The sequence below is a fragment of the Bacillus sp. FSL K6-1145 genome (assembly GCF_038003425.1).
GTDB lineage: Bacteria > Bacillota > Bacilli > Bacillales > Bacillaceae > Bacillus > Bacillus pumilus.
In genome coordinates this window covers 3,242,474-3,259,646 of record NZ_JBBOPC010000001.1, presented here as the reverse complement: position 1 = coordinate 3,259,646, position 17,173 = coordinate 3,242,474, and the positions used below count along the sequence as shown (strand labels likewise).

17 protein-coding genes are annotated in these 17,173 nt (G+C 42.1%); 8 read left to right on the top strand and 9 right to left on the bottom strand.

Translation table 11 applies throughout. The features are described from left to right. The first annotated feature begins 26 nt into the window (after positions 1-26). On the top strand, positions 27-845 hold the full coding sequence (locus MHH41_RS16555; protein WP_003215031.1) for a flagellar hook-basal body protein: 819 nt from the start codon (positions 27-29) through the stop codon (positions 843-845). Between the two features lie 14 nt (positions 846-859). Here the strand turns inward: MHH41_RS16555 and MHH41_RS16550 are convergent, their stop codons facing one another. Next, entirely contained in the window at positions 860-1,915 is a 1,056-nt protein-coding gene (locus tag MHH41_RS16550) for a tetratricopeptide repeat protein (RefSeq protein WP_050944418.1), read from the bottom strand. Between the two features lie 218 nt (positions 1,916-2,133). Here MHH41_RS16550 and fabZ point away from each other — a divergent pair, with 218 nt between their 5' ends. Continuing rightward, a complete protein-coding gene (gene fabZ, locus MHH41_RS16545; RefSeq protein ID WP_034620258.1) occupies positions 2,134-2,568 on the top strand; it encodes a 3-hydroxyacyl-ACP dehydratase FabZ in 435 nt (144 codons plus the stop codon). A 125-nt stretch (positions 2,569-2,693) separates the two neighbouring features. Continuing rightward, positions 2,694-3,089, top strand: coding sequence for a large conductance mechanosensitive channel protein MscL (mscL, locus tag MHH41_RS16540; RefSeq protein WP_003215139.1), 396 nt, complete (start codon positions 2,694-2,696; stop codon positions 3,087-3,089). Positions 3,090-3,278: 189 nt separating this feature from the next. Here the strand turns inward: mscL and MHH41_RS16535 are convergent, their stop codons facing one another. Then, complete coding sequence (locus tag MHH41_RS16535) at positions 3,279-3,689, bottom strand: YwpF-like family protein (RefSeq protein ID WP_340866572.1); 411 nt, start codon at positions 3,687-3,689, stop codon at positions 3,279-3,281. Positions 3,690-3,806: 117 nt separating this feature from the next. Here MHH41_RS16535 and MHH41_RS16530 point away from each other — a divergent pair, with 117 nt between their 5' ends. The 3 genes from MHH41_RS16530 to MHH41_RS16520 all read left to right on the top strand — a co-directional run bounded on the left by MHH41_RS16530 (position 3,807) and on the right by MHH41_RS16520 (position 6,337). Next, positions 3,807-4,163, top strand: coding sequence for a hypothetical protein (locus tag MHH41_RS16530; RefSeq protein ID WP_340866571.1), 357 nt, complete (start codon positions 3,807-3,809; stop codon positions 4,161-4,163). Between the two features lie 371 nt (positions 4,164-4,534). After that, positions 4,535-5,395 (top strand): Cof-type HAD-IIB family hydrolase, encoded by an 861-nt coding sequence (locus tag MHH41_RS16525; RefSeq protein WP_340866687.1) that lies wholly within the window; start codon positions 4,535-4,537, stop codon positions 5,393-5,395. Between the two features lie 153 nt (positions 5,396-5,548). Then, a complete protein-coding gene (locus MHH41_RS16520; protein WP_003214597.1) occupies positions 5,549-6,337 on the top strand; it encodes a PAS domain-containing protein in 789 nt (262 codons plus the stop codon). 70 nt (positions 6,338-6,407) lie between these two features. Here MHH41_RS16520 and MHH41_RS16515 read toward each other — a convergent pair whose 3' ends face one another. After that, on the bottom strand, positions 6,408-9,185 hold the full coding sequence (locus tag MHH41_RS16515) for a DEAD/DEAH box helicase (protein WP_340866570.1): 2,778 nt from the start codon (positions 9,183-9,185) through the stop codon (positions 6,408-6,410). Continuing rightward, positions 9,172-10,779, bottom strand: a complete 1,608-nt coding sequence (locus MHH41_RS16510; protein WP_251190712.1) for an SWIM zinc finger family protein — start codon at positions 10,777-10,779, stop codon at positions 9,172-9,174. The genes MHH41_RS16515 and MHH41_RS16510 overlap by 14 nt, the downstream gene beginning before the upstream one ends. A gap of 186 nt (positions 10,780-10,965) precedes the next feature. Between MHH41_RS16510 and MHH41_RS16505 the strand changes: the two genes are divergently transcribed. Together MHH41_RS16505 and MHH41_RS16500 are read left to right on the top strand one after the other, a co-directional pair. Continuing rightward, a complete protein-coding gene (locus tag MHH41_RS16505) occupies positions 10,966-11,109 on the top strand; it encodes a hypothetical protein (protein ID WP_003214884.1) in 144 nt (47 codons plus the stop codon). A gap of 116 nt (positions 11,110-11,225) precedes the next feature. Continuing rightward, positions 11,226-12,545 (top strand): UDP-glucose dehydrogenase family protein, encoded by a 1,320-nt coding sequence (locus tag MHH41_RS16500; protein WP_340866569.1) that lies wholly within the window; start codon positions 11,226-11,228, stop codon positions 12,543-12,545. A gap of 239 nt (positions 12,546-12,784) precedes the next feature. Here the strand turns inward: MHH41_RS16500 and MHH41_RS16495 are convergent, their stop codons facing one another. The 5 genes from MHH41_RS16495 to alsS all read right to left on the bottom strand — a co-directional run bounded on the left by MHH41_RS16495 (position 12,785) and on the right by alsS (position 17,052). Next, positions 12,785-13,318, bottom strand: a complete 534-nt coding sequence (locus MHH41_RS16495; RefSeq protein WP_034620321.1) for a chromate transporter — start codon at positions 13,316-13,318, stop codon at positions 12,785-12,787. Continuing rightward, complete coding sequence (locus tag MHH41_RS16490; RefSeq protein WP_003214813.1) at positions 13,318-13,899, bottom strand: chromate transporter; 582 nt, start codon at positions 13,897-13,899, stop codon at positions 13,318-13,320. The genes MHH41_RS16495 and MHH41_RS16490 overlap by 1 nt, the downstream gene beginning before the upstream one ends. A 16-nt stretch (positions 13,900-13,915) precedes the next feature. Next, positions 13,916-14,392, bottom strand: a complete 477-nt coding sequence (locus tag MHH41_RS16485; RefSeq protein WP_003214832.1) for an Lrp/AsnC family transcriptional regulator — start codon at positions 14,390-14,392, stop codon at positions 13,916-13,918. Positions 14,393-14,545: 153 nt separating this feature from the next. After that, a complete protein-coding gene (gene budA, locus MHH41_RS16480; RefSeq protein ID WP_310425483.1) occupies positions 14,546-15,316 on the bottom strand; it encodes an acetolactate decarboxylase in 771 nt (256 codons plus the stop codon). 38 nt (positions 15,317-15,354) lie between these two features. Next, positions 15,355-17,052, bottom strand: a complete 1,698-nt coding sequence (gene alsS, locus MHH41_RS16475; RefSeq protein ID WP_340866568.1) for an acetolactate synthase AlsS — start codon at positions 17,050-17,052, stop codon at positions 15,355-15,357. Between the last annotated feature and the right edge of the window lie 121 nt (positions 17,053-17,173).

Below are 17,173 nucleotides of genomic sequence, written 5' to 3'. Positions count from 1 at the left end.
GACATGAAAAAGAAAGGAGGATTCTCATGCTTAGAACGATGATCAATGCAGCTGTATCAATGAACGAAGTACAAAAGCAGCTTGATATTATCAGTAATAACATCGCGAACAGTGAAACAACAGGGTACCGTGCGAAAAATACCCGTTTCTCAGAGCTTATCAGACAACAGTTCAACCAGGTGGATGAAAAAAATGCGCAGGTGGCAAACAGTCGTCTGACACCTGATGGGCTAAGGCTTGGTACAGGTACGATGGTCAATGCGTCCATTAACTCGCTGCAAGGTTCCATTAAGGAAACAGGTCGTGATCTTGATGTTGCATTTGGAGCGCCATCTCAGTATATGCAGGTCAATGTCGGCGGTAATATTCGTTATACAAGAGACGGTTCTCTTTACTTACAGCCAGGCAATAATCGTAATCAAGTCCAGCTTGTCACTAGCGAAGGCCATCCGATTCTTGATGAAAACGGAAATGAAATCGTCTTAAATGCGAATTTCCGTGATATTTCAATTGATAAAAATGGACGTCTAACAGCCATTTCAAGAGATAATCAACCGAATCAGCAAGTGAATCTAGGTGTTGTACAAGTCAATAACTCTTCAGCACTTGTCTCTGAAGGAGATAATTTGTTCTCAGTTGACGGTACTTATCAAGGTGCATTAACGGCACTAAATGGAGCAAACCGCCAAGCGATTCAGCTTCAGCAAGGTGCACTTGAAACGTCGAATGTGGACATGTCTAAAGAATTAACAGATCTCATGACAACACAGCGCTCCTATCAGATGAACTCAAGAACGATTACGATGGGTGATCAAATGCTTGGATTAGTGAATACAATTCGATAATGAGTAGGCTGACATCAGCCTCTCATGATAAAAAAGGCGGCTCGCTCAAAGTCGCCCTTTTTTTTATAAAAATCTGAGACATCGGCAAGCAGATCCTCAAGATCAATCCAAGCTTCTTTTCGTTCAAGGCATGTGACGAGCCTTGCAATCTGCTCATCTGCCTTTGGCGTTTGGCTGTAGAGAAGAAATAAGATTTGGAACTTGATTCTTAATATATCAAATTGAGAAGCAACGGCTTCTTTCAATCCTTTTTGAATATACTTCATTCCTTCATCGGTTAAATTTTCTTTATAACAGGAACGCACAGTTTCGTAGAGGCACGATACATAGGAGTGTGCGGACTTCCGGTATGCTGGGAGACGAAGTGCTTTTTTAAAGTATTCCAGCGCTTTCTTGTGACGGTTTTGCCTCGACTGAATAAAGCCAGCGTCATAATAAACGATACCGAGCAGTTCTTGATCATCAATGATTTTCACGTATTCGATGATCTCAATAAAAAGAGCTTCTGCTTCTTCATATTTTTTTTGATCGCTATAATTAAGACCAAGCACAATTTTACAACGATAGAGGCTGTGGTCATCCCCATGCTTTGCAAAGATATCCATGGCTTTTTGAACATGACGAATCGATAGCAACGAATAGCGGTTGTTGTAATAAACACCACTTGTACGGAAATGGAACTCTGCTTCCTCCAGCTCATCGTTAAGGAACGACAGTCGTTCTTCCGCCTTTTCGAGATAGTAGATCGCATCATTTTGATCGCTGTTTAAAGCTTCGTAAAGTCCGAGAAAGAAGTAAAAGTAATAGGCCAGTTCTTCGTTCATATCATCTTTGTGCTGCATCAATTCATGTTTCATTTTTTCTAAGTCCTCTGTCTGATTCATCCAGAGCTGCTGGCGAAAAAGCATCAGCTGATAATGTAAATAGAGTTCCTGTTTTTTTGATATTTTACGTTGATGTTTTAATAGAGTTGTTTTGATTTCTTCAGCCTTCGAAAAATGTCGATGCTTTAGCATTGTATACCACGAATGGAGAAGTTTTTTAATGGATTTATCACTTATAAAATTCATTTTTACCCTCTTATTCAATCAATGATGTAATATATATTACCATATTTGTGAAAAAACAATGAGTGTAGTGTGGATTATATTTGATGACAATAGGTAATAGTAGATTCTATTTTTTACCATATATGTGGAGCGGACGTTGAAAAATACGAGCATTCATAATATACTTCTATAGGAATCAAATGAAGATCATCGATATAGAAAAAAGGAGAGATCAAGATATGCTTGATGCTCAGCAAATTCAAGACATTATTCCACACCGTTATCCATTCTTATTGGTCGACCGTATTTTAGAGGTTGAGGGAGAGAAAAGAGCGGTTGGGATTAAAAATGTCACAGTAAACGAAGAATTTTTTAATGGTCATTTCCCAGGATACCCAGTCATGCCGGGTGTGCTAATTGTAGAAGCACTTGCGCAGGTGTTTGGAGTCATTATGTTAGGCAAAGAAGAAAACAAAGGGAAAATTGGTTTATTTGCAGGAATTGACGGCTGCCGTTTCAAAAGACAGGTGAAGCCTGGCGATCAGCTTCGTTTAGAGGTAGAAGTGACGCGCCTCAAGGGTCCAGTTGCAAAAGGAAAAGCAGTAGCCACAGTAGATGGCGAAGTGGCATGTGAAGCAGAACTTACATTTTCTATCGGTCCTAAAGTATCATGATTTGCCTGGCGGTTCATCAAGGATGAATCGCTTTTTATATGGAAACAACTAGTCTGAACGGATCAGGACTTGCATTTTTGACAAAAAAACGTCATATTAGACAAAAAAGATGAAGGTGATAAAAGATGCTGAAAGAATTTAGAGAATTTGCAGTCAAGGGAAATGTCATTGACTTGGCTGTAGGTGTCATCATTGGGGGAGCATTTGGCAAAATTGTCACTTCTCTTGTGAATGATTTGATCATGCCGCTTGTCGGCATTATTATTGGCGGACATGATTTTAGCGGTCTATCTATTAAGATCGGATCTGCGCAAATCTTATATGGAAGCTTCATTCAAACAGTGATTGATTTCTTGATTATCTCGTTTTCCATTTTTATCTTTATTCGTTATTTGAATAAATTAAAACGGAAAAAGGTAGAGGAAGAAGAGGTTGTAGAAACGCCGGATCAAACGGAAGTTTTACTAACTGAAATTAGAGATCTCTTGAAACATCAAAGCCAATCGAAAGATGTGCAATAGAAAAAGAGCGGCTAATCCCGCTCTCAGCGTGTAGGCAAACCCTCGCATTCGTTGTCAGGTCTGTGCTTCGGTGCTCGCCCTTTCTAGACTGCAAAGGTTTTCTATCACGCTGAAAGGAAGACAAAGGGCTAAAATAAGATTCATTTTAGCCCTTTGTCAACTATCTAAGAGCGGCTAATCCCGCTCTTTTTATGTGTTTTGTTTAAATGCATCCAGCAGTTTTTCTCCGGAAAGCCCCTCTTTGACGAGGTCTTTAAGTACTTCTTCGGTTTCTGTTCTGTAACGATTTGTAATCATCTTACCATCGAGCAGCACAGAAATGTTTTCTTCTAAAGCAACAATGTTTTTGACTTGGACAGATAGATGAACAGGGCGGTTGTTTTCTTTTGTGATCGTTACTAGAATCTTCACTTCAGTGTGCTGCTGAAAGAGCACCTCAAACACCTGTCTATTTTTCTTTGGAATGAGTGCCTCGATCATCCAGTGATTTTCACCATCTTCTTTATTAATGATTAAACCGTCACGAAGGGGAATGCTGGACATTTTATCTTGCTTTGGATCAAGTTCGATTTTTAAATCAATCAGCCTAAAGGTTTTCATTTTTTGCACCTCACAAGCGTTCATTATTCGTAAGTAACATTATAGCATACAACATCTGTATAAATGAAACCGCTGCCTGCTTAAAGCGAGCTGCATATGAGTGAAAGGAGATGTTTTATGGAGTCTTATCAATTGCGAAACATACATATTGGCGAGGAGAAGGCAAAGAGCACAATGCGCGTTTATTCGTGGGGAGACATTCTTTCATTTTGTGATGTGTACATGGAAGAAGGCGAGTCACTCACGTTTCAATACGTCACCGAGGATCAAATGGACTACTTTGAATTTCAATTGTCGATTCATGACGGGCAGCTTTGTTTTTATTGGTTTGCGTGGGACGGATCTGATTATATTCACATGCCTTCTAGTAATTGGATTCATTCAGACGTTTTTTATCAATTTATGAAAAATAAGTTTTTCATCAAACAAAACAAGATGATGTTTTATACTCAAGCGGTAAAAAGCGGAAATTAAAGAGGAAATAGAGAATTTAAGGGGGAATTTTGTCATTTTCATGTTTTGTCATATACAACCTTCCTCGGTAGACTAAGGGCAGTTGAAAGGAAAGGAGGTACGGTCTGAATCAAAAGGTAACGTCTAGCATCTGACAGCCCCCTCTAGCTAAAGCTGATAGACGCTGCCTTGAGCATAAGAACACTGCGTAATAGAACCATCGCTTCTTTGTATAGGTCATGTGTCCCCTTAAATCCCCTTGTGTGTATCCGGTCATGTAGCGTGGCCGGGTACCCTTTTATTCAATGATAAACCGATCACCTCTTGATGATGGATTTTATCAGCGGTATGATAGCCAAAATGGAGACAAAAAGGAGAGAACGATGACAAACATTCAATTGATTGCAACGGATTTAGACGGAACGTTATTGAATAGTGAACACAAAGTGAGTCAGGAAAATGAGCAGGCATTAAAGGAAGCAGCGGCGGATGGATTGGAAGTTGTCGTTTCTACAGGAAGAGCGTATTTTGATGTGAGGTCTATTTTTGATGAGCTTGGGATGAATACATGGGTGATTAGTGCCAATGGAGCTGTGATTCATGATCCGGCTGGACAAGTATATCATTCAGCTGCTTTACAAGAAGAAAAGGCCAAACGCATATTGTCGTGGCTTGAAGAACGTGATTATTATTATGAAGTTTTTACAAACGAAGCGATTTTCACACCGAATCGTGGTAGAGAGCTTCTTGCGATTGAAATGGATCGCTTAAAAAGTGCAAATCCAGAAGCGGACCTGAGTGTTTTAAAACAAGCGGCAGAAGTGCAATACAGTCAGTCGGGTTTTTCTTATATTGATACATATAAAGAGTTGTTTCGTGAGGATCGAAAGCTTTCATTCTACAACATCTTAGGTTTCTCTTTCTTTGAAGACAGATTGAAGGCAGGATGGGATATGTTTGGTGATGATTCAGATGTCACAATGGTCAGTTCAGCCGATCATAACTTTGAAATTGGTGCTAAGGACGCATCTAAAGGCCAGGCATTAACAAGGCTGGCAGAACGACTTGGTGTTCCTTTAAGCCAGACAGCGGCTGTAGGAGACAGTTTAAATGACGAATCGATGCTTCGAGCAGCTGGTGTTGGGGTTGCGATGGGCAATGCGAGACAGGATATGAAAGAAATCGCTGATCATGTCACGTTAACAAATGATGAACATGGTGTGGCGTATATGATTCGACACCTGTTGAAATAGATGCATCGGATGTCGTTGTATAAATCACATAGGATAAAGCGCATTCTACAAAAGAGTAATTCAGAACTACTTCTATTTACACATGATGTGGAACATCATATAATTTAATTATGAACATAACCCGCTTGTAAGGAAATTAAGGAGAGTAAACGAATGGCGCTGGAATCTTATAAGTCCGAAAATCTGCATTTAATCAAGGAAGCCTTAGACTATACTCAGGTTGGCCTGACGGTGACGGACCCGTCTTTACCTGATAATCCTTTAATATATGTGAACAAGGGCTTTTTAGATATGACAGGCTATCAAGAACCCGAAGTATTGGGGAAGAATTGTCGTTTCCTTCAAGGAAATGAAACAGAGCAAATTGCTCTCCAACAAATTAGAACAGCTATTGAGAACAAAGAGGCTGTCACTGTTCAGCTGAAAAATTATAAAAAATCTGGACAGATGTTTTGGAATGAGTTAAGTGTAGCTCCTCTTTGGATTGACGAAAATGAAGGGAAACGTCTTTATTTCGTTGGTCTGCAAAAAGATGTCACGAAAGAGAAGGAACAGCAGGAGCTTCTTGAGCAATCAATTGATGAAGTGCTGAACATTTCCGTTCCCATTGTTCCTGTGAAAGATGGTATTTCTGTGTTACCGATCATTGGTACGTTAACAGCGCCAAGATTTGATAAGATTATCTCCACAGTCTCCACCTATATCTCTCAATCCAAGGACGATTATTTTATTGTCGATCTGTCTGGTTTATTAGAAGTCGATTCATTTGTGGCAGATGCGATCTTTAAGCTGAACGATTTGATTTTAATGACAGGTACGGAACTCATCGTGACAGGAATTAAACCGAATCTTGCGATGAAAATGGGAGAAATGAGAGAAGACTTCCGTGAATTGAATACGTATATGAACGTGAAATCTGCATTGAAAAAACTGCACATTTAACCTATGTTCATATGAAATGAAAAAAGAGGACTTTTCATCATGTTTGAGAAAAGTCCTCTTTTTGCTTGGATTAAGATGATTGAGCGGCGGCACTTAATGTGAATAAATCTTCTAGTTCGTTTGTCGATAGCTCTGTAATCCAGCTTTCACTTTGGATAATTTGATCATTTAACGTTTGCTTTGTTTCGAGCATTTGATCGATTTTTTCTTCAATCGTGCCCGTTGTGATCATCTTATGGACGTGAACAAATCGTTTTTGTCCGATCCGATAAGCACGGTCGGTCGCTTGGTTTTCCACAGCAGGATTCCACCATCTGTCGTAGTGAATGACATGGTTTGCGGCGGTTAGGTTAAGTCCTGTTCCTCCTGCTTTTAAAGAGAGAATTAAGATGTTGAATTCTTTCTTCTGGAAGCGGTCCACCATTTTATCCCGTTCCTGTTTGGACAGACTGCCATTTAAAAATTGAACTGGTTCTCCAAACATTTTTTCCGCCAGTTGCTTGATCATGTTCCCCATTCCAATATACTGCGTAAAAATGAGGCAGCTTTCTCCTTGCTCATGTATTGCTTTTAACAGCTCTGCGAGTTTATCCATTTTTAATGAACGTTTCAGCAGTTTCACATCGGTTCCACTCTCTTTTAAATAGAGAGCCGGGTGATCGCAAATCTGTTTGAGTCTGCCGAGCATACTTAAAATAATGGCTTTCCGCTGCATTCCTGTTAACGAAGCCATGTGTTCGAATGTATCTTTCACGAGCTGTTCATATAAAGAAGCCTGCTCAGCAGATAGCGGAATGAATTCTTTTTCTTCGAGTTTCTCAGGCAGGTTCAGGGCGACCTCTTCATCTTGCTTTGTTCGTCTTAATAGGAAAGGCTTAATCAGCTGCTGCAGCTGTTCAATTCTTTTTTCATCACGGTCTTTTTCAATCGGCAGAACGAATTTCTTATGAAAGCTCGTCAGGCTGCCGAGATATCCTTTGTTGACGAAGTCAAAAATGGACCAAAGCTCTGTTAAACGGTTTTCCATAGGTGTCCCGCTAAGGGCAATGTGATGCTGCCCTTTGAGCTGTCTGATCGCTCTCGATTGTTTCGTATGGGCATTCTTAATGTTTTGGGCTTCGTCTAAACAAATCGTATCCCACTTTGCTGACGTTAATTCATCACGATCAGAATGTGAGAGTCCATAAGACGTCAGGACAATATCTGTTGACTCGTATGCCTTTGTAAAGTGTTCCCCTTGAGGGCGTGATGGCCCGTAATGCAAGGCAACATTCAAATGTGGTGCGAAGGTTTCAAGCTCCCGCTGCCAGTTTCCTAAAACAGAGGTCGGCGCAATGATAAGAGATGGAGCGGCATTTTGCTCCTGCTCCTTTAAATATGTGAAATACGCAATCATTTGAATCGTTTTTCCAAGACCCATATCATCTGCTAAACAAGCCCCAAATCCATGAGATCTTAAGAATAACAGCCAGTTGACACCATGCTGCTGATACGGCCTGAGTGTGCCTTTGAAGGACTCACTCATTTCGTAGGAAGGCAGCTCATGCGTATCATTTAACTGATGAACAAGCCCTCTTAATTGAGACGAAAGTTCAAATTGAATATTTGCAAATGCTGAGCTGTCTAGCAGCTCTGGAATCGATTCAGAGGATGCTTCTTGATCTGCCAGTTCACGTGACAAAATATCAGACATGTGCAGCCCTTCATTTTCGGCACGCTCCATCCATTTTTTCATTTGCTGGATGAAGGTTGGATCGATTTTGATCCATTGTCCACGAATATTGACAAGGCGCCGTTTACTTTGGACAAGCTCGTTGAACTCATCTTCTGTCAGCTCGATGCCGTTTGTAGCGAAGCGCCAATTAAAGTCCATCAAGGCATCCATTCCGACATGCGACTCGCCTCTAGGGGTAGAGGAAATCCTTGCTTTTAGCATCATGGTGCTTTCTTTGACAATTTGCCACCACGATGGGAGCAGGATCTCAATGCCCATATTCACAAGTGTTTCACTTGCTTCAGATAGGAAGAGCCATGCTTCGTCTTCTGACATGAGCGTGGTGCCAGATGTGAAAGAGAGCCAAGGGACAATTTGACCGAATCGCTCCAGCTCTCTTGAGATTTTATCTTGATACGGATGCCAAGACCTTTTCAATGAACGGATGCCTTCAAAAAAGTGAAGGTCGCTGTTTTTCTTATCACGCAAAAACAATTCGATTTTCCAATCATCTCCGTCGAAATCCGGTTCATTTAAACGCAAGCCGACAGTGAAAGGTGTGTCGTCATCAATCCAGCCAATCGTTTCCAAGAAATCCTGCTCATCTAAAAAATGTCCTTGGAAGGATGAGAGCGCAGGCGATTGTTCTGTCATCCGGTTCCATTTGTGCTGTAAGGCATTATCAAATTGAATATAATCCTGTACGGCAAAGGAGAACCACTCAGCCGTATAGCCATCTAATAGTCCTTCTTTGTCTTTAAAACGAAGCACACCTTTTGTCCATGCCTCGTAATCGGGAATGAAATCTTCATCCTCAATGAATTCATAAATGGTGGAGGCGGTCTTCATCAGTGGTTCCGTTTCATCGGTTAGTGTCACATGACTAAAGGTATTAAACGAATTTTTTCCTAGCAGTTCGACGGTCATCCAAGGGCTTAGCAGGAAGGCAGGTGTGCCAATAAAGCTCACATCTTCTAAAAATGTTCCGTAAAAAGACGATTCGTGCCATTGGAAAAGCTGCCTCTTCATTTCATTAAGCGGAACAGGGTGTCCGTCCTCTGCTTGCGCTGAAATGGTGAAAGAGAAATCTTCTGTTTGTTCTGCATGAATGACAATTTGTTTATGGCGTGTCATCAATTAATTTTCCTTTCTTCATTTCCTCTTGGAACGCACGCAGCCGTTTCGTTGAATCCTGTAGCTGCTTTACATATCTTTCCCAAATCGCAGTTTTTTTCGTTTTATGATAAAGCGTGCGCAGTTTTTTTAGCATTTTCACAGATTCCCGGTAAGCACTTCGATTCTTTTGATCGAGAAGCTGTGAGATTTCACGGTGATATGATGGAATGAGCGCTTCAGGCTCCTCTTTTGCAATTTGTTTGATCAGATCCTTCTCCAGTTCACTGATGGAGAAACCAACAAGGCTGTGAATCTCAATCCATTCTGCATAACGCTGTTGTGCATATAATAGCTGACTATATTCAGTAAACGCATAGGGCATGCAAATCTGGAGGTAGCGTTCATATAAATGATGATCCTTCGTCTGCTTAAAATATGCGTCTAAATAAAAGAAGAAATCACTGACGGCTCCTCGCAGTTCTCTGTAGGAAAGGTCGAGCTGGCAATATTCCTCTAAAATATAGGTGATCTCATGATACCATAGCTTGAGCCGCTTCCAGTCCTTGCGGTTTGTCAGATCCTTCAGCCAATTGAGCACATTTGGCAGCATATCTGCATTGAGCAGCTTTAATTGCTGAAAAAGGCTATCGTCTTCTTTCATTAAATAATCCATGTGCATCAATCCGATGGTACGTTCAACCGTTTGTTCTTGCTGCTGAGCGTTTCTTAGTAATTCTGTTTCTTTTTTAACCCATTTCCCTCTATTTAATATGGTGCCCCAAATCTCCATAAAGACCGCTACTCGTTCATGCTGGAAAGGTCCGTTTATTTGAAGAAGTGTCCGAACGGCAGTTGGTGTGTTTTCAAGAAACGGATCGAGGGAAAAGGAAAGGGCGTATGTCTTCAAGTGATCCACTGAATCGAAAATGGTGTTCATAAGCTGTTCGACATATGGATTCATGGAATAAAAGTCCTTCTCGGCATCAAGCTGGCCAAGGTCGATTAATTCATGAATCCTTAACCACACATCGATTGACGTATGAATCGCATACAAACTCTTGAATTCAGGAGAATGAGGTGCGTGTTTTTTTAGGATCGATAAATAGCCGTAATACAAATGCTGCGGTGTTTGCTGATGCTTTGGTGTCCGTTTCAGCCAGAGGTTAAATTCCTCTTGGAAAAAATTCAGCCAGCTTTGGAGTGATTGTTCGTCTGGGCGCTTCACTTGGAAGTGCTGGCGAATCAATTCTTTGCTGCGCTGTAATTCATCCTTTTCTGACCAATTTTCTGTAAATCCAGTCACACTCTCCACTTGAGCGTATAGCGAAAAGAAGACAGCGAGAATGTGTTTGCAAAGTCCATCTGCCGGACATGAGCAACTGCTTCTCACAGGAAACAGCACATGAAGGTGGACTCTTGCTGCCACGACATCATGTACATAAGCTGACCATTCCGTATCAGATTCTTGCTTGAGACGATATACACTGTCCTGTCTATAAGTAATCAATGCTTTTTTGATGAGTTGTTTGTTTTCATCTGTTGCAGGAAGAAGTTCTTTGATCTGTTCGGCTGTTTGTTTGATTTCTTCCTCGTTGATGTTGTGCTGAAGCATTTGATCCGCTCCTAACCAAGTAAAAGATTCCAATTCTTTTATTATAGCTCAATGGTGATTTATAAAAAAGTTTTTCATGAAAATGGTCATAAATTTCAAAAGCTGTCGAATGATGTATTAGAGTATTGCATAAACCAACCTTACAGCATATAATAATGAAATTAGTGGAATCGAAAGGATACAGACATGGATAATAAGGGTTTGAATCAAGAAGAGTTTTTAAAAATTTTGATGTACGCTCATGATATTGGTGAGAATTCAAATGACGTCACCACAAAAGAAATGCTTGAAAATCTGATTGCTCATATTCGAAATGGTCTTGTTTCATAAAAGTGACCCCCTGCTGGTGATGGCAGGGGGTTTTTGTATGCTTTTATGAATGGAACGAAAGCTCCCAGCATACGATGTCATTACAAGCATAAGGCGTATGGGGAGCTGATGGTGTCATGAATATTGCAATTGCAGGCTGTGGATATGTGGGACTGGTCACAGGTGTGTGTTTAGCGGAGGCAGGGCACAATGTGGCGTGTATTGATATTGACCGGAGAAAAGTCATGCAGCTGAAACAGGGACATCCACCTATGTATGAGCCAGGATTAAAAGAACTGCTGAAACGCAATCTTGAGCAAGGACGAATTCAATTTCACATAAATGGAGAGGCAGCCTACTCGCGGGCAGATGTGTTAATGATTGCGGTTGGCACCCCGCAGCAGGCAGATGGCCAAGCTGATTTACAATATGTGTTTCAAGCCGCAAAGGAGATCGGTACAAAAGCGAAATCAGGTGCGGTTCTTGTGGTGAAAAGTACGGTGCCTGTTGGAACGGGGGATCAAATCGAACAGATGATCCATCAAGAATTAGGACGGAATGAGCCATTATCGATTGCATCTAACCCAGAGTTTTTACGAGAAGGCTCTGCCATTTCAGATACATTGAGGGCAGATCGGCTTGTTATTGGGGCTGAAACAAAAGCTGTATTAGACCGGCTCGAGGAGATGTATGCTCATTTCCACCTGCCAGTGGTCAAGACAGACCGAAAAAGTGCAGAAATGATCAAGTATGCATCAAATGCTTTCCTTGCGACCAAAATCAGCTTTATGAATGAGATTGCCTCCATTTGTGAAAAAACAGGTGCTGATGTTGAATGGGTGGCGCAGGGAATGGGGCTCGATCAGCGGATTGGTTCTTCATTTCTCAAGGCGGGGATTGGCTACGGAGGTTCTTGTTTTCCAAAGGATACAAATGCACTTGTCCAAATCGCAGGGCATGTGTCGCATGATTTTGAGCTGCTAAAGGCTGTTATCAAAGTAAACAATGAGCAGCGAGCTGGTTTTATCCGAAGCATTCAGGAGAGACTGGGATCAAATCTTGAAGGAAAGCGAATTGCACTTCTTGGCCTTGCTTTTAAACCGAATACAGACGATATGAGGGAGGCGCCGTCGGTTCCAATTGCTCATGAACTCCATCAATTAGGCGCGGAGCTTGTGGCGTATGATCCTGTTGTCGCACGCCATGCCGCTCGTGAGCTACCTGAAAAAGTCGTGTTTGCTCATACGATTGAAGAAGCGCTAAAGGATGTCCATGCAGCTTGTATATTAACAGAGTGGACAGAAATTCAGACGTTCCCGCTTACGTCCTATAAGGAATGGATGAGACAGCCGCTTATTTTCGATGGGCGAAACTGCCATACGCTTGAAGCGGCAGAACAAGCAGGAGTCGAGTATCATTCGATTGGGCGCAGACCAGTTTCTCCAATATATATGTAAAAGAAAACCGATAACAGGCCATGTTATCGGTTTCAGCGTGTAGACAAACCCTCGCATTCGTTGTCAGACCTGCGCGCTGGTGCTCACGAATGTCAAATTCGCTCTGCTCCAGTGCTCGCTCTTCCTAGACTTCAAAGGTTTTCTATCACGCTGAAAGGAAGACAAATGGCTAAAATAAAAATCATTTTAGCCATTTGTCAACAATTTGTAACCGATAACAGGTCATGTTATCGGTTTTTTTAATGCGGCAGAATGAATCCACCATATAAAAAGGCAGCCACAATGAGAAAGGCGGGGTGCATTTTGAATTTAGTCATAAAGAAAAATGAGATCGCAGCAATGGCGAGCGACTGCGTCCAGCCAATGGCTTTCACTGCATCTCCGCCAATTTCCCATGTTAATAAAAGCATCATCATCGCAATGACAGGCTGGACGGATAAGGTCATGCCTTTGACGACAGGGGATTGGCGAAAACGGTCAATCAGCTTGAGCAATAAAATCAATCCAATGGCTGATGGCAGTACAGTTGCAAGCAGTGCCACAATAAAGCCTGGCCAGCCCATGACGTCATAGCCGACATATGCCGCGATTTTCGTCGCAATTGGTCCTGGCAGTGCATTGGCTAAAGCAAGCATATTGGAAAATCCTTCGTTCGTCATCCAATGAAAATGGTTGACAATTTCTTCATAATTCAGCGGGATGGATGCAGGTCCTCCGCCATATCCTAATAGATTGGACAAGAAGAATGCCCAGAATAAAAAGAAAATCAGCATCATGAAGACACTCCTTTCTCTTTATTTGGTCGATTCCAGCGTTGTTTCAGTTTGAAATGAAAAGCACCATAGCATAAAAAGATGATAACAATGATTCCTGGATGAATGGACAGTACCTGTAGCCCGATAAAGGCAAGAAGGAACAGAGCGATCCCGAAGATCATTCCGAAGCCTTTCAGCGTTTTTTGTCCAAACTCGTATGCCATGATCCCGAGCAGGACGGCAATAACTGGTGTCACGGCGCCAATCATATTTTGAATGATTTGTGAGGAGCTTAAGACGCTGACAAGTGTGACGAGTGCCACCATGGCGAGGCATGTCGGTAAAATATGGGCAGCTGTTGCGACAATTGCGCCGGATACGCCCTTCAATCGATAGCCGAGATATGCTGACATTTTGGTCGCGATCGGACCTGGTAATGCGTTGGCGATGGCGAGTGTTTCTCCAAACTCGTCATCATTGACCCATTGATATTTCACCACCGCTTCATGGCGAATGAGTGGTATGACGGAAGGACCTCCGCCAAAACCGAGAATACCGGTTCGCACCATAGCGATGATGAGTTCGATATATGATTGCAAGTGCTTCAACTCCTGTCTACAATTTCATGCCCATTCGGCTTTTGTATCGTTTAATGAGCATTTGGCAGTCCACACTCACGACGCCTTCTAGCGGGTACAGTTTTTTTGTCAGGAATGTCTCCATTTCCTGTTCATTTTGAAAAATGCCATGCATATGCAGCTTGCTTGGCCCTGTCATGTGATAAAGACTTGTGACAGCTGTTTCCTGCTCAAGCTGAAGGGCGACTGCTTCTAAAAATTTCGGCTCCACTTCTACATTAAAGAAGACAGAAACATGAATGCCGATCTTAGCAGGATTGATGACCGTTGTGAATCGTTCAATGACGCCTGCTTCAATGAGCTGCTGTATACGGGCTTGTACAGCAACACGTGAAAGACCGACTTGTTTCCCGAGATCTGTATAGGACATACGCCCGTCCTCGTGTAATATGGATAAAATTTGTTTATCTCTTTCATCTAATGTTAAGTTCGGAATGCTATAGTCGTTTGACACCGTATGACCACCTTTCTTCTGTTGATATTTTAGCATATTTCATTACGAATAGAATGAGTGAATTTAAATTTACTAACGAAATGAAATGTAATGAAGTGATAAGTATTCTTTTTGCATAAAAAAACACCCCGGAATCACCGGGATGTCTTTATTTTATTGATCTGGACTGCTTTCCGCACTGGAAATTTGCTGTGCGAGGTCAGCTCGATCAATGTCTGCTTGGAAGAATTCCTGCGTATTTGGCAAGTGTAAATTCATATGACGTTTTTGAGAAATTCGGATGGTCACTTGATCAACAGTGTAATCAAAAACGTGTCCGCCGACACTTCGATCGTCATCAATGAAATGAAGATGATATCCACTTACTGCAATGCCATGAGCGTACTGCGGTGTACGGAAACCAGCGATCGTTCCTTGAATATCCTCGAAATCGAAGATGGGCTGTGACTTGACTGCTTCCACCATCGGAACGTAAGGTTTTTCCTGTTTTTCGACCGTACGTGTTTGCACCTTTTTGAATGATCCATCAATGCGGATTGCATAAAACACATTCTTACTTGGTAAAATGCGGTCGATTTCTTCTTCTAGCTCTTTGCTCGTCATGGCTGCATCAATTCGATGAACGATATCTGTTTCAAAGAATGCTAAAGAGCAGAAGGGTGAATAGTCTTGATTGGTAACCGGTGTCGCTGTTCCATCCGAGCGCAGTCGGTAGAATGCGCCATCAAAGCCGATCAGCTCTCCATCTAATTGATTGAATGTACCAATACCGAAATCACCGTGCTCGGGAATTTGTGAAAGGGAGAAATCTCCATCATATACGGCTTCCAGCAAAGAGGTCATCGTCGATACTTGATAGACCTCTTGCTGTTTGTCATGTTGTCTTGTGTCGCTGTGTTGATTCATTGGGTGCATCATACCCATATCCGCTCACTCCTTTGGTGTAATGTATGGACATCTTATCAGACGTTCAATGTGTGTTTTTCACGAAAGACTTCTGGCCATTTTTGACTGGCGAGGTCTGGGTTGTCTTGATAGTCAATCGGAATATCAATAATAACGGGTCCTTCTATGTTTATACCCTTTTGTAGGACAGTTGAAAGCTCTTCAGGTGAGTTAACCCGTAATCCAGTCGCTCCAAAGCTTTCCGCATATTTCACTAAGTCGATCTGTCCGAATTCAACGCAGGATGTGCGATCATATTTCATTTCCTGCTGAAATGCCACCATGTCGTATGTGCTGTCATTCCAAACAAGGTGAACGAGGTTTGTTTTCATGCGGACGGCTGTTTCTAGCTCCATTGCAGAGAAGAGAAAACCGCCATCACCAGAGACCGAAATGATCTTTTCATCTGGATTCAATATGGAAGCCGCAATTGCCCATGGTAAGGCGACGCCTAATGTTTGCATTCCGTTGCTCACTAGGAATGTGTTTGGCTCATAGACGCGGAAGTGACGCGACATCCAAATCGCGTGAGATCCGATATCACACGTGACCTTCGTGTCATCAGAAATCAGGCGTCTTAATGTATGAATGACATCCAGCGGGTGAGATAGATGACTTTCTCTTTCTGGTGCTTTTTCAATGTCGCTTAACAGCTCCTGTAATTCAGTGACGAATTCAATTTGTTCTTTGCATAGAGAAAGTGGAACACTGTCATGGGCTAGATGTTTAACGGTTTCAGCTATATTGCCGACAAGCTCAAGCGCTGGCTCATAAAAATGATCAATATCTGCCTGCATGTCATCGACATGGATGATCTGTCGCTGCTTCGGCTGAATATTCCAATGCTTCGGATCATATTCAATTGGATCAAAGCCGATGGTTAAAAGGACATCTGCTTGTTCAATGAGAAGATCCCCCGGCTGATTTCTGAATAAACCGATTCTGCCTACATATTGAGACTCGAGCTCTCTTGAGAGAACGCCGGCTCCTTGGTACGTTTCGACAAATGGAATTCCAAGTGTTTTCAATAATGTTCTTGTAGCCTTTGCAGCAGCTGGACGACTTGCTTTCATTCCCACAATGGCAACAGGTAAGTGTGCATTTTGAATTTTGGCGATAGCCGAGCTGATGAGAGCATCCGGTGCAGGACCTAGTTCTGGAGAAGGGTGAGCAGACACTGGTGTTTGTGTGGTGTGTTCTGTCACGACATCTTGTGGAAAGCTGATAAATGCTGCTCCAGCCTGCCCCTTTTGTGCCGCGCGAAAAGCATTTGTTAAGGCTTCGGGTATATTATGAACGTCTTGTACTTCAACACTGTATTTTGTGACTGGTTTGAATAATGCCGCATTGTCGAGTGATTGATGTGTTCGTTTTAGCCGATCTGCACGAATGACGTTTCCCGCGATTGCGACAACAGGGTCACCTTCTGTATTGGCTGTTAATAGACCTGTTGCTAAATTAGATGCGCCAGGACCTGATGTGACGAGACAAACACCTGGTTTGCCGGTTAAGCGGCCGACAGCAGCTGCCATAAAGGCGGCGTTTTGTTCGTGTCTGCATAGGACAAGCTCTGGACCTCTGTCTTTTAATACATCAAATACGGCGTCAATTTTGGCACCTGGAATTGCAAAAACATGGGTCACACCTTGAGCAATCAGCGTATCAACAATCAATTCTGCTCCTCGTCTTGTTAGGGATTGTGCTTGAGAATTCATTTACCCCGCACTCCTTTCGGCAAGTAAAATTTTTTATGAAAATATATTTTCATGATATGATTTACTATACATTTCAAAATGGAAAATTTCCAATATCTGTTTAACGTGGTTTTAATATGTT